Below are 12,724 nucleotides of genomic sequence, written 5' to 3'. Positions count from 1 at the left end.
GGTTCGGGTTGCGCTGGCCAGCGGCCGGCTGACGAAGGCAGGCAGTTTAACGCGCTCGTCACGTTTGTGCCCGCACCGGCTGGTTTTTTGCGAATCATTGCCTATAGCGGTCACTGAACGCATAATATGCGCCCTTTAGTTACCAAGACTTGGAAGGTATAGCCGTGACTCAAGCGCAATTTGAGCAGTGTCTGGAAAACTGGACGGACCGTGAAGCAACCGCTGAGGCGATGATTCCTCTGATCGGCCGCCTGTACCGTGAACATAACGTGGTGACGTCCATTTATGGACGTGGCCTGGTCAACCGCTCGGTCATCAGCCTGCTGAAATCGCACCGTTTTGCGCGTCAGATCGACGATACCGAACTGTCCGTACACGACACCTTCCCGGTTCTCACCGCGCTGCTGGATATGAACCTGGGTCCGGCTTCCATTGATCTGGCCCGTCTGGTCAACAAGTTCCGCGCCAGCGGCAGCGACGATCTGGATGCCTTCCTGCGTGACGAGCTGGCCAGCGTTATCGGCAAGGCTGGCGAACGTCGCCACGGTCGTGACGTTGTGCTGTACGGCTTTGGTCGTATCGGTCGCCTGCTGGCTCGCATCATGATCGAGAAGTCCGGTGCCGGTGACGGCCTGCGTCTGCGTGCCATTGTTGTGCGCAAGGGCGCTGCCAACGACCTGGCCAAGCGCGCCAGCCTGCTGCGTCGCGATTCGGTTCATGGTTCCTTCCAGGGCACCATCACCATCGATGAAGAAAACAACACCATCACTGCCAATGGCAACCTGATCCAGGTTATCTACGCCAGTGACCCGACCAGCATCGACTACACCTCCTACGGTATTGAAGACGCGATCATTGTCGATAACACCGGTGTGTGGCGTGACGAGGCCGGCCTGTCCCAGCACCTGGAGTGCAAGGGTGCCAGCCAGGTTGTACTGACCGCGCCGGGCAAGGGTGATCTGAAAAACGTGGTTCACGGTATCAACCACGCGGTCATCACGCCGGAAGACAAGATCATCTCCGCTGCGTCCTGTACTACCAACGCCATCGTGCCGGTGCTCAAGGCGATCAACGACAAGTTTGGTATCGTTAACGGCCACGTTGAGACTGTTCACTCGTACACCAACGACCAGAACCTGATCGACAACTTCCACAAGGGCAACCGTCGTGGTCGCAGCGCCGCTCTGAACATGGTTATCACCGAGACCGGCGCTGCCAAAGCGGTTGCCAAGGCACTGCCGGAGCTGGCTGGCAAGCTGAGCGGTAACGCCATTCGTGTACCGACGCCGAACGTTTCCATGGCGATTCTGAACCTGAACCTGGAAAAGTCGACTGATCGTGACGAGGTCAACGACTACCTGCGTCACATGGCGCTGCACTCCGAGCTGCACAAGCAGATCGACTTCACCAACTCCCAGGAAGTGGTTTCCACTGACTTTGTTGGTTCCCGTCACGCCGGTGTGGTCGACGCTGAAGCGACCATCTGCAATGACAATCGCGTCATCCTGTACGTCTGGTACGACAACGAGTTTGGCTACAGCTGCCAGGTTGTTCGCATTCTGGAAGACATGGCCCACGTCAATCCGCCGGCATTCCCGGCCTGATTCGCGGGTACTGACAAAAAAGGCGCTTCGGCGCCTTTTTTGTTGCCTGTTTGTCGGGTTACTTGAGCAGCGCGCTGCGCAAGCCCTCGGATAGCCCGTCCTCGTCGAGCCAGATTCCAAGGTACAGAGTCGCCAGCCCGGGTGTGTCGCTGCGGTAGGCCAGGCTGTCGTTGTAGTGCAGCTCAAGGCTGCCGTCGGGCCGGCGATCCAGGCTGTAGGTGTCTCCGGCGCTGACGTCGCGGAACGCCTGGTGCAGGGCAGTAAGCTCGTCTTGCCACTGCTGCAGCTGTTCGCTGCCATGCTGGCGCTCAAGTGTTGTTAGTGCAGCCTTGGTCAGGTCGTCCCGGTCGATGTTGCGGTGGTAGCGCAGGGTCAGGCGCAGCGGTGTGTCGCTGTTCAGGGCCTGTTCAAGCGATGTGTCGGGGGCGCTGTAGAGCTCGGCGGTGTAGACGTCGACCAGCAAGTAGCGGAACAGGTGCTGGTTGCGCAGCTCAAGGGCGGCGTCGGCGGTGCTGGTGCAGCTCATGGTCAGCATCAGGGCAAGGGTCATGGGGCGCAAGGGTAATGGCATGGCTTGACTCGGCTATGATGGTGATACCTGTTCAGTCTATCCTGCTGCGTTGTCGCCGCCCTGAACATACAGTGTTTCCGGGTGTTTCGAGGTTGGCGGCAGGGGCAGTGCGCATCCATAGATTTCATCAATGCAAGCCATATAAAAAGGGAAAAACCCAAGTGGCTCAGTAGCATTGAAAAGTCATGCTCTTTATACTTAGAGGGATTTTTTATTGGGGTTTGTGGTCGCCTTGCCCTGTTCGTTTGCACCTGCTGTCAATCGGTTTTCGGCGCATGCATCTGTTCGCGTAAGCGGCCCGCCCTGAAAGATTCCACCAAGTGATTAGGCTAATCGTATGATAAAAATCAAACGGGGCTTGGATCTGCCGATCACCGGTTCTCCTGAGCAGCGTATCGAGGACGCACGTCCGGTACGCAGCGTCGCTGTTGTTGGCTTCGACTACCACGGTATGAAGCCGACCATGGAGGTGCGCGAAGGGGACCGGGTCAAGCTGGGGCAGATTCTGTTCAGCGACAAGAAAACACCCGGTGTCGTGTTTACCGCGCCTGCGGCTGGCACCATCAGTGCCATCAATCGCGGTGAGAAGCGTGTACTGCAGTCGGTTGTCATCGATATCGATGGTGACGATGCGGTCAGCTTTGATGCCCACAGCGCCGCTGCCCTTGAGCAGCTGACTGATCAGCAGGTACGTGACCAGCTGATTGCGTCCGGTCTCTGGACCGCACTGCGCACCCGCCCGTTCAGCAAAACGCCCGCCGTTGATGCCAAGCCCAGTTCGATTTTTGTCACTGCCATGGATTCCAATCCGCTGGCGGCTGATCCGGCTGTGATCATCAAGCAGCATGCGGCTGAATTCGAGAACGGTCTGAAAGTCCTGGCCCGCATGGCCAAGGTCTGGCTGTGCAAGGCCGATGGCGTCAGCCTGCCGGGCGAGAACGTCAGTGGCGTCAGCACTGAAAGCTTTGCCGGTCCGCACCCGGCTGGTCTGGCCGGCACGCATATCCACCACCTGGATCCGGTTGGCGAGACCAAGAGCGTCTGGCAGATCAACTATCAGGACGTGATTGCGTTCGGCGTGCTGTTCACCGAAGGTCGCATCTGGACTGATCGCTACGTTGCTCTGGCTGGCCCGCAGGTCGAAAAGCCCCGCCTGCTGAAAACCCGCCTAGGTGCCCAGCTGGACGAGCTGACCGCTGGTGAGCTGAAAAGCGGTGAGAATCGCCTGATCACCGGTTCCGTGTTCGGTGGCCGTCTGGCGCGTGGTCCGGTTGCATTCCTGGGTCGCTTCCACTCCCAGGTGTCGGTGCTCAAAGAAGGCACCGAACGTCAGATGCTGCACTACCTGCGTGCTGGCGTTAAGAAGCACTCGGTACTGAATATCTTCATTTCCAAGCTGAATCCTTCCCGTCTGTTCGACTTTGACACCAGCACCAACGGCAGTCCGCGTGCCATGGTTCCGGTGGGCAACTACGAGATGATCATGCCGCTGGACATCCTGCCGACCCAACTGCTGCGTTATCTGGTTGTCGGTGATACTGACATGGCGCAGAAGCTGGGTGCCCTGGAACTGGATGAAGAAGACCTGGCGCTGTGCAGCTACGTCTGCGCTGGCAAGTACGAGTACGGCCCGATTCTGCGGGACAACCTGACTCGCATCGAGAAGGAGGGCTGACATGGGCCTGCGTTCATTCCTCGACAAGATCGAGCACAACTTCGAAAAGGGCGGCAAGCACGAAAAGTGGTATGCCCTGTACGAAGCCATTGATACCTTCTTCTACCGCCCGGGCAGCGTCACCAAGACCACTGCTCACGTGCGTGACGGTCTCGACCTCAAGCGCATGATGATTACCGTATGGCTGTGCACCTTCCCGGTGATTTTTTACGGGATGTACAACATCGGTTTTCAGGCCAACACCATCTACGCAGGTAACCCCGGTCTGCTGGCCGCTCAGGACAACTGGCGTCTGGCGCTGATTGCCATGTTTGCCGGTTTTGACCCGGCGAGCCTGTGGGATAACCTGATCCACGGTGCTGCCTACTTCCTCCCGGTCTACGCCGTGACCTTCCTGGTCGGTGGCTTCTGGGAAGTGGTATTTGCCTCCATCCGCAAGCATGAAGTGAACGAAGGTTTCTTCGTGACCTCCATCCTATTTGCCCTGATCGTACCGCCGAGCATCCCGCTGTGGCAGGTCGCGCTGGGTATCAGCTTCGGTGTGGTGATCGGCAAGGAAGTGTTTGGCGGTACCGGCAAGAACTTCCTCAACCCGGCGCTGACCGGCCGTGCGTTCCTGTTCTTCGCCTACCCGGCGCAGATGTCTGGTGACGCGGTCTGGACTGCCGTGGACGGTTTTGCCGGCGCGACCGCGCTGAGCATGGCTGCTTCCGGTGGCATCGAGCAGGTAGTCGGCAGCGGCCTGACCTGGCTGAACGCCTTCTACGGCAACATGCAGGGTTCCATGGGTGAAGTGTCCACACTGGCCATCTTCATTGGTGGTGCGGTGCTGCTGATGACCAAGATCGCCAACTGGCGCATCGTTGCTGGCGTGATGATCGGCATGATCGCCACCAGCCTGCTGTTCAACGGCATCGGCTCCGACACCAACCCGATGTTCGGTGTGCCGTGGTACTGGCACATGGTGATTGGCGGCTTTGCCTTCGGCATGATCTTTATGGCGACTGACCCGGTGTCGGCTTCCATGACCAATACCGGCAAGTGGATCTTCGGTGCGCTGATCGGTCTGATGGTCATCCTGATTCGTGTCGTCAACCCGGCATTCCCTGAGGGCATGATGCTGGCAATTCTGTTTGCCAACCTCTTTGCTCCGCTCATCGACCACTTCGTGGTTCAGGCCAACATCAAACGGAGGCTTGCACGCAATGTCCAGTAAGAAAGAATCCGTTGCCCGCACGCTCACGGTAGCGCTGCTCGTCTGTCTGGTCTGCTCGGTGGTGGTTTCGGCTGCCGCTGTTGCACTCAAGCCGGTACAGACCACCAACCGTCTGCAGGACAAGCAACGCAACATCCTGCAGATTGCCGGCCTGTATGACGAAAGCCGCAGCATCGAAGAGCAGTTTTCGCAAATTACGCCGCGTCTGGTTGACCTGCGCACAGGCGAGTTCAGCGATGCTCAGGACCCGCTGACCTTTGATCAGCAGAAGGCTTCCAAGGATCCGGATATGTCCCAGCAGCTCACCGGTGAGCAGGACATTGCCAGCATCCGTCGTCGTGCCGACTACTCCACTGTCTATGTCGTCGAGAACACTGATGGCAGCATCAAGACCCTGATCCTGCCGATTCACGGCTACGGTCTGTGGTCGACCCTCTATGGTTTCATGGCGCTGGAAAGCGACCTGCAAACTGTCGTTGGTCTGGGCTTCTATCAGCACGCCGAAACCCCCGGTCTGGGCGGTGAAGTCGACAACCCGAACTGGAAGGCTCAGTGGCAGGGCAAGGTCGTCTACGATGAGTCTGGTGACGTTGATATCAGTGTCATCAAAGGCAGCGTCGATCCGAACAGCCCGAAAGCTGAACACCAGGTTGACGGTCTGGCCGGTGCCACACTGACCAGCCGCGGTGTTGAGAGTCTGGTGCGTTTCTGGCTGGGTGAAGACGGCTTCGGTCCGTTCCTCGATCATCTTCGTGCAGGGGAGGCATAATCATGGCTAAAGCCACTGCAAGACAGGTTCTGTTCGAGCCTATTTTCAGCAATAACCCGATTGCCCTGCAGATCCTCGGTATCTGTTCGGCGCTGGCGGTTACCACCAGCCTGAGCGTGACCCTGGTCATGTGTATCGCGCTGACTTCGGTAACTGCGCTGTCCAACTTCTTTATTTCCATCGTACGTAACCAGATCCCCAGCTCGATCCGCATGATCGTGCAGATGGTGATCATTGCGTCGTTGGTAATCGTGGTTGACCAGGTGCTCAAGGCCTATGCCTACAGCATCAGCAAGCAGCTGTCGGTTTTCGTCGGTCTGATCATTACCAACTGTATCGTAATGGGTCGCGCTGAAGCCTTCGCCATGCAGAACCCGCCGCACATGAGCTTCCTGGACGGTGTGGGTAACGGCCTGGGTTACAGCTTCATCCTGATCTGCGTTGCGGTCGTGCGTGAGCTGCTGGGTGCCGGCAAGCTGTTCGGTATCGAGATTCTGCCGGTGGTCAACGCCGGTGGCTGGTACCAGCCCAACGGTCTGCTGCTGCTGCCGCCGTCTGCGTTCTTCATCATCGGTCTGATCATCTGGGGCCTGCGTTCCTGGAAGAAAGATCAGGTGGAAGAGGCTGAGTTCAAGATGGCGCCGCAGAGCCGCGCCATGAAGGAGGCAATGTAAGCCATGATCGAACATTACATTAGCCTGCTGGTGCGGGCGATCTTCGTCGAAAACATGGCGCTGGCCTTCTTCCTGGGGATGTGTACCTTTATCGCCATCTCCAAGAAGGTGCAGACAGCGCTGGGTCTGGGTATTGCGGTGGTCGTGGTACTGACCATCACCGTTCCGGCCAACAACCTGATCTACACCTACCTGCTCAAGGATGGCGCGCTGGCCTGGGCCGGCATGCCGAACGTTGATCTGAGCTTCCTGGGTCTGCTGAGCTACATCGGTGTGATCGCGGCTATCGTGCAGATCCTCGAGATGCTGCTCGACAAGTTCGTACCTGCGCTCTACAACGCCCTGGGCGTGTTCCTGCCGCTGATTACCGTGAACTGCGCCATCATGGGTGCGTCGCTGTTCATGGTTGAGCGTGATTACGCTTTCGGTGAGAGCGTGGTTTACGGTGCGGGTGCCGGTATCGGCTGGGCGCTGGCGATCGTTGCGTTGGCGGGTATCCGTGAAAAACTCAAGTACAGCGATGTGCCGGATGGTCTGCGCGGTCTGGGCATCACCTTCATTACCGTTGGTCTGATGTCGCTGGGCTTCATGTCCTTCTCCGGCGTGCAACTGTAAGAGGAGCTGTAACTGATGAACATGGAAATCTATCTGGGCGTCGGGATGTTTACCGCGATTGTATTGTCGCTGGTAGCCATCATTCTGATTGCCCGTTCCAAGCTGGTCAGCAGCGGCGATGTCACCATTGAAATCAATGGTGAACGCACGGTTACTGTTGCTGCCGGTTCCAAGCTGTTGAACACCCTGTCTGCCAACGGCATCTTCCTGTCCTCCGCCTGTGGCGGCGGCGGTACCTGTGCCCAGTGCAAGTGCATCGTTGAAAGCGGCGGTGGCGAAATGCTGCCGACCGAGGAGTCGCACTTCACCAAGCGTGAAGCGAAGGAAGGCTGGCGCCTGTCCTGCCAGACTCCGGTCAAGCAGGACATGAAGATCGAAGTGCCGGAAGAAGTCTTCGGTGTGAAGAAGTGGGAATGCACCGTCGAGTCCAACCCGAACGTGGCGACCTTCATCAAAGAGCTGACGCTGAAGCTGCCCGAAGGCGAGAACGTCGACTTCCGCGCGGGTGGTTATGTTCAGCTGGAGTGTCCGCCGCACACCGTTCACTACAAGGATTTCGACATTCAGCCGGAATTCCGTGGCGACTGGGACAAGTTCAACCTCTGGAAGTACGTCTCCAAAGTGGATGAAACCACTATCCGGGCCTACTCCATGGCGAACTACCCGGAAGAAAAGGGTCTGGTGAAGTTCAACATTCGTGTTGCCTCGCCGCCGCCGGGTCGTGATGACCTGCCGCCGGGCAAAATGTCCTCCTGGGTCTTCTCGCTGAAGCCGGGTGACAAGGTGACCGTGTACGGTCCGTTCGGTGAGTTCTTCGCCAAGGACACCGACGCCGAGATGGTCTTCATCGGCGGTGGTGCCGGTATGGCTCCCATGCGCTCGCACATCTTCGACCAGCTCAAGCGCCTGAACTCCAAGCGCAAGATGAGCTTCTGGTACGGTGCACGCTCGCTGCGTGAGGCCTTCTATGTTGAAGAGTACGACCAACTGGCGGCCGAGAACGACAACTTCCAGTGGCATCTGGCGCTGTCCGATCCACTGCCGGAAGACAACTGGGAAGGCCCCACAGGCTTTATCCACAATGTGTTGTTCGAGAACTACCTGAAGGACCATCCGGCTCCTGAAGACTGCGAGTTCTACATGTGTGGACCGCCGATGATGAACGCATCCGTGATCAAGATGCTGCAGGACCTTGGTGTTGAACCCGAGAACATCCTGCTCGACGACTTCGGCGGCTAGTACATGCGCCTGAGCGTTATCCGGCCCGTTATTGCTGTTGCTCTGGCAACAGCCCTAACGGGCTGTTTCAATTCTGTAGACCCGGTTTCCGAAATGTACGGCGCCACCATGGGCAGCACCTATTCGATCAAGTGGGTGCCTGTCGATGATGCGCCGGACACAGAGGCGCTGCAGGCCGATATAGACGGCATGCTGGCGCGCTTCGACGCCGAGGTGTCCACCTGGCGTGCCGACTCGACGCTGGCACAGTTCAATGCCGCGCCGGCAGGGACCTGTATGGACATGCCGGAATCCGTGCTGACCATGATGGCGCAGTCCGATCGTCTGAGTGCTGAGAGTGATGGTGCGTTCGATGTGACTGTGGCGCCTTTGCTCAAGCTCTGGGGGTTTCATGGCGACCCGCAGCTGCAGACGGTGCCTGACCAGGAGCTGCTCGAGCAGGCCATGGCTCAAGTTGGCCAGCAGCATCTGCACATCGACGATGGTCAGCTGTGCAAGGATGTGCCGTTGACGGTTGACTTCAGCAGTATCGGCGCCGGCTACATGGTGGACCGGGTGGCTGAACGACTCGAGCACTACGGCATCAAAAGTTATATGGTGGAGATTACCGGCGAGCTGAAGGCGGTAGGTCGCAAACCAGGTGACCGGCCGTGGCGTATCGCCGTCGAAGAACCGCGGGATGACAATCGCGTGGCTCAGATTATCTTGGCGCTGGACGGTGAGTCGGTGTCGACTTCGGGCGACTATCGCAATTATTTCGAACTGGATGGGCAGCGTTATTCCCACACGTTCGATGCCCGGACGGGTCGGCCCGTGATGCACCGTCTGGCTGCGGTGACGGTGCTGGATGACTCGGCCACTCGCGCCGATGGCCTGTCTACGGTGCTGATGATCATGGGAGAGGAGGCTGGCTGGGACTATGCTGTCAGTCATCAGATTCCCGCGTTTTTTGTAGTGCGTACGGGCGACGTGTTCGAATCTCGCGCCACCCCACGCTTCAATGCCCTGATTGAGGGCGAGGAGTAACTCATGGTTTGGCTTCTGGCGTTTGCCCTGATGCTGCTGCTGTTCGCCGGTATGGCGGTCGGCGTAATGATGGGCCGCAAGCCGATTGCCGGCTCCTGTGGCGGCATCGGCGCCGTTGGTGTTGACAAGGCCTGTGGTATCTGTGGTGGTGACACCACCAAGTGCGAAGAGGCGAGCGCCAACGCCGGCGTCGTCCAGCGCCCGCGCACCGATCTCGCTCACGACGCGACCAAGGTCGACTAGGGCTCCATCGCCCTGCGTGGCACTCTGAATTGCCTGTTGAAACAAGGAATACCGAATGGCCGTATACAACTACGACGTAGTGGTGCTGGGCTCTGGCCCGGCGGGTGAAGGGGCGGCGATGAATGCCGCCAAGCACGGTCGCAAGGTGGCCGTCGTGGAGGAGCGCAAGGAAGTTGGCGGCAACTGCACTCACCTGGGGACCATTCCGTCCAAGGCGTTGCGTTACTCGGTCAAGCAGATTATCCAGTTCAACACCAACCCGATGTTCCGTCAGATTGGCGACCCGCGCTGGTTCTCTTTCCCGGACGTTCTGCGCAGCGCCGAGAAAGTGATGGGCAAGCAGGTTGCCTCGCGTACCAGTTATTACGCGCGCAACCGGGTAGATGTGTTTTTCGGTAAAGGTAGCTTTGCTGACGAGCACACGCTTGAGGTGGTCGACGGCTCAGGTGCTGTCGACAAGCTGATGGCCAAAGAGGTGATTATCGCGACCGGTTCGCGTCCGTATCGCCCCGCAGACGTCAATTTTAGCCACCCGCGTATCTACGACAGCGACACCATTCTCAAGCTCAACCACACGCCGCGCACGCTGATCATCTACGGCGCTGGCGTTATCGGCTGTGAATATGCGTCGATTTTCTGCGGTCTTGGCGTGAAGGTTGATCTGATCGATACCCGTGACCGGCTGCTCAGCTTCCTGGATGACGAGATCTCCGACGCGCTCAGCTACCACCTGCGCAACAGCAGCGTGCTGATCCGGCATAACGAGGAATACGAGAAGATTGAGGGTGTAGATGGTCGCGGTGTGGTGCTGCAGCTCAAGTCAGGCAAGCGTCTGAAGGCTGACGCGCTGCTCTGGTGTAATGGGCGGACCGGCAACACCGATGGTCTGGGGCTGGAGAACGTTGGCCTGCACCCCAATGGTCGCGGTCAGCTTGAGGTGGATGAAAACTACCGCACCAGTGTGCCGAACATCTACGCCGTGGGTGACGTGATTGGCTGGCCGAGCCTGGCCAGTGCTGCGTTTGACCAAGGGCGTTCGGCGGCCGGCAATATTGTCAGCAACGATGCCTGGCGCTTTGTTGACGACGTGCCGACCGGCATCTACACGATTCCGGAGATCAGCTCGCTGGGCAAGACCGAGCGCGAACTCACCGAGGCCCGCGTGCCCTACGAGATCGGTCAGGCGTTCTTCAAGAGCATTGCCCGGGCGCAGATCAGTGGTGAGCCGGTTGGCCTGCTGAAGATTCTGTTCCACCGCGAAACCCTGGAAGTGCTTGGTATTCACTGCTTTGGTGACCAGGCGGCGGAGATTGTGCACATTGGTCAGGCCATCATGAACCAGAAAGATGGCGCCAACACCATGAACTACTTCGTTAACACTACCTTCAACTACCCGACCATGGCCGAAGCCTATCGTGTCGCGGCATTGGACGGTCTGAACCGTCTGTTTTGACCCGCAGGGGCGCGCTAGCCGCGCCCCTGACTCACTTCCATCGCTCTTGCCGGGTAGTCCGTGATCAGGCTGTCGACGCCCATGTTGATCAGTTGCTGCATGCGGGCGGCGTCGTTCACCGTCCAGACTGAAACGTGCAGGCCCTGCGCCTGAGCCTGGCGCAGACGCTCGGCGTTGCACAGCTTCCAGTTGAGGATCAGATACTGGCAGCCGTAACGGCGCGCACTTTTCAGCGGGTTGAGCAGCCCGTACTCCTCAACCAGGCCGGTAGGTAGCGCAAAACCGCTGCGTTTGGCGTAGCGCAGCAGTGTGCGGCTGGCCGAGGTAACCACCACCTTGTCGTGCAGTTGATAGCGCTCGACCAGCGCCATGATTGCATTGAGCACGATGCGGGACTGGCGCTCGGACCCGCTTTTGACTTCAAGTTGATAGTGCTCAATCTGCGGGCAGGCCTGCAGTAGTTGCTCCAGCGTCGGTATAGGGCAGGGTGTGGGCCAGCCGGGCAGGCCGAGTCTTGCGTCCATGCGCGTCAACTCGGCGGCGGTGTGCTGAGCTACCTTGCCGCGTAGCCCGGTGGTGCGCTTGAGCGTCGGATCGTGGATGACCATTAACTGCTGATCTGCCGACAGGTGCAGGTCCAGCTCGACTCGGGTGACGCCGGCGTCCAGCGCCTTCTGGAAGCTGGGCAAGGTGTTTTCCGGTGCTTCTGCTCGTGCACCGCGGTGGCCGTAGATCAGTGTCATGTCAGATCAGGGCGCCTTGTGTTGCCGGACGCTGTTGATCACCTTGTCGTACTCGAAGTAGACGCTGAAGCCGGGATAATCCCAGCGTGTGATTGGCGGCTGACCTACCGCGGCATGGCGGCGGCTGGGCTCGCCCCAGCGTGAGCTGACGCTGTCGAAGCTGGCGCCGCGCTGGGGCAGGGCGCTCTGATTGCTGCCCGCCTGTTCTCCAACGGGGATGCGCAGGGTGTCAGCCTGGGCGGTTGTGGCCAGCAGTACACTGGCGCCAAACAGCAGGGCAGAGAGGCTTTTCATGGTGAGTTCCTTTCAGGTCGATTTAGCGGCGCGTATATCTTGCGCCTGTTTTTGCAGGATATGCCGAGCCAGTAGTTGGCGTTGGGCATCGTTGATGACATCAAAGTTCACTGCAATGCGCCAGGTGCCGGGCGTCTGAGTCGACTCGCAGCGGGTGACGCGCGCCGGCATGACCAGTCCAAGTGGCGCTGGTAGCAGTACCATGCGCACAGCCAGCCAGCTGTCTTCGGGGAAGGGGGCGGGGTGGTCAAAATCGACGCCGCCCTCGCTCAGGGTAACCTGCCGTGGCGCGCCAAGGTCTGCTGTCAGCTCCTGGGCTACGGAGCGACCGAGCAGGTCGATGCGTTTATTGATGATTTTCAGGTATTGCGCCAACGCGCGGTCGCGCTCGCTGATCTGGCGCAGAAGATGCTGCGACTCGTAGTCGAGCATGTGCATGTCGGCCAGCAGATTGAACAGCGTGCTCTGTTGAGCATCGAGTTCTACCTCTGGGCCGTCGATGGGGCTGCACTCAAGATACACCTGATCCTGAATACGAAAGAACTCACGGTGGTCTTCATGGTCTGTGTGCATGGCGATTCTCGTTGGGCGCTGATGACAGG

General features: G+C 58.9%; 14 protein-coding genes. 10 read left to right on the top strand and 4 right to left on the bottom strand.

The annotated features are described in order from the left end of the window. The first annotated feature begins 158 nt into the window (after positions 1–158). The gene (locus BM116_RS14375; RefSeq protein WP_407920319.1) at positions 159–1,604 is read left to right on the top strand and encodes a glyceraldehyde-3-phosphate dehydrogenase; all 1,446 of its coding nucleotides are present in this window, start codon (positions 159–161) and stop codon (positions 1,602–1,604) included. A 58-nt stretch (positions 1,605–1,662) separates the two neighbouring features. On the opposite strand, the gene BM116_RS14370 is transcribed toward BM116_RS14375, so the two are convergent. Next, positions 1,663–2,175, bottom strand: a complete 513-nt coding sequence (locus BM116_RS14370; RefSeq protein ID WP_083725971.1) for a chalcone isomerase family protein — start codon at positions 2,173–2,175, stop codon at positions 1,663–1,665. Positions 2,176–2,512: 337 nt separating this feature from the next. Here BM116_RS14370 and BM116_RS14365 point away from each other — a divergent pair, with 337 nt between their 5' ends. From BM116_RS14365 to sthA, 9 genes are all read left to right on the top strand, one after another. Then, positions 2,513–3,850 carry a Na(+)-translocating NADH-quinone reductase subunit A gene (locus BM116_RS14365; RefSeq protein ID WP_083725969.1) on the top strand — a complete coding sequence of 446 codons (1,338 nt, stop codon included), beginning with the start codon at positions 2,513–2,515 and terminating at the stop codon, positions 3,848–3,850. A gap of 1 nt (position 3,851) precedes the next feature. After that, positions 3,852–5,066: an NADH:ubiquinone reductase (Na(+)-transporting) subunit B gene (locus BM116_RS14360; RefSeq protein ID WP_083725967.1), complete on the top strand. Its 1,215-nt coding sequence runs from the start codon at positions 3,852–3,854 to the stop codon at positions 5,064–5,066. Continuing rightward, positions 5,056–5,835, top strand: a complete 780-nt coding sequence (locus BM116_RS14355; protein WP_083725965.1) for a Na(+)-translocating NADH-quinone reductase subunit C — start codon at positions 5,056–5,058, stop codon at positions 5,833–5,835. The genes BM116_RS14360 and BM116_RS14355 overlap by 11 nt, the downstream gene beginning before the upstream one ends. A 2-nt stretch (positions 5,836–5,837) precedes the next feature. Continuing rightward, on the top strand, positions 5,838–6,509 hold the full coding sequence (locus tag BM116_RS14350) for an NADH:ubiquinone reductase (Na(+)-transporting) subunit D (RefSeq protein ID WP_083725963.1): 672 nt from the start codon (positions 5,838–5,840) through the stop codon (positions 6,507–6,509). 6 nt (positions 6,510–6,515) lie between these two features. After that, the gene (gene nqrE / locus BM116_RS14345) at positions 6,516–7,124 is read left to right on the top strand and encodes an NADH:ubiquinone reductase (Na(+)-transporting) subunit E (RefSeq protein WP_083726043.1); all 609 of its coding nucleotides are present in this window, start codon (positions 6,516–6,518) and stop codon (positions 7,122–7,124) included. Between the two features lie 15 nt (positions 7,125–7,139). Further along, on the top strand, positions 7,140–8,363 hold the full coding sequence (gene nqrF / locus BM116_RS14340; RefSeq protein WP_083725961.1) for an NADH:ubiquinone reductase (Na(+)-transporting) subunit F: 1,224 nt from the start codon (positions 7,140–7,142) through the stop codon (positions 8,361–8,363). 108 nt (positions 8,364–8,471) lie between these two features. After that, positions 8,472–9,389, top strand: coding sequence for an FAD:protein FMN transferase (locus BM116_RS14335; protein ID WP_328586211.1), 918 nt, complete (start codon positions 8,472–8,474; stop codon positions 9,387–9,389). Positions 9,390–9,392: 3 nt separating this feature from the next. After that, positions 9,393–9,632 (top strand): (Na+)-NQR maturation NqrM, encoded by a 240-nt coding sequence (gene nqrM / locus BM116_RS14330; protein WP_083725957.1) that lies wholly within the window; start codon positions 9,393–9,395, stop codon positions 9,630–9,632. A 55-nt stretch (positions 9,633–9,687) separates the two neighbouring features. Beyond that, positions 9,688–11,085: a Si-specific NAD(P)(+) transhydrogenase gene (gene sthA / locus BM116_RS14325; RefSeq protein WP_083725955.1), complete on the top strand. Its 1,398-nt coding sequence runs from the start codon at positions 9,688–9,690 to the stop codon at positions 11,083–11,085. A gap of 14 nt (positions 11,086–11,099) precedes the next feature. On the opposite strand, the gene BM116_RS14320 is transcribed toward sthA, so the two are convergent. Genes BM116_RS14320 through BM116_RS14310 form a run of 3 tightly spaced genes read right to left on the bottom strand, consistent with a single transcriptional unit; the run spans position 11,100 to position 12,695 of the window. After that, on the bottom strand, positions 11,100–11,828 hold the full coding sequence (locus tag BM116_RS14320) for a glycerophosphodiester phosphodiesterase (RefSeq protein ID WP_083725953.1): 729 nt from the start codon (positions 11,826–11,828) through the stop codon (positions 11,100–11,102). 6 nt (positions 11,829–11,834) lie between these two features. Continuing rightward, positions 11,835–12,122 carry a hypothetical protein gene (locus BM116_RS14315; RefSeq protein ID WP_083725951.1) on the bottom strand — a complete coding sequence of 96 codons (288 nt, stop codon included), beginning with the start codon at positions 12,120–12,122 and terminating at the stop codon, positions 11,835–11,837. Between the two features lie 12 nt (positions 12,123–12,134). After that, a complete protein-coding gene (locus BM116_RS14310; protein ID WP_083725949.1) occupies positions 12,135–12,695 on the bottom strand; it encodes a PilZ domain-containing protein in 561 nt (186 codons plus the stop codon). Positions 12,696–12,724: the final 29 nt, after the last annotated feature.

The organism is Halopseudomonas pachastrellae, from assembly GCF_900114765.1.
Lineage (GTDB): Bacteria > Pseudomonadota > Gammaproteobacteria > Pseudomonadales > Pseudomonadaceae > Halopseudomonas > Halopseudomonas pachastrellae.
The sequence above is the reverse complement of the archived record's forward strand: the minus strand, read 5'-3'. Positions and strand labels throughout refer to the sequence as shown.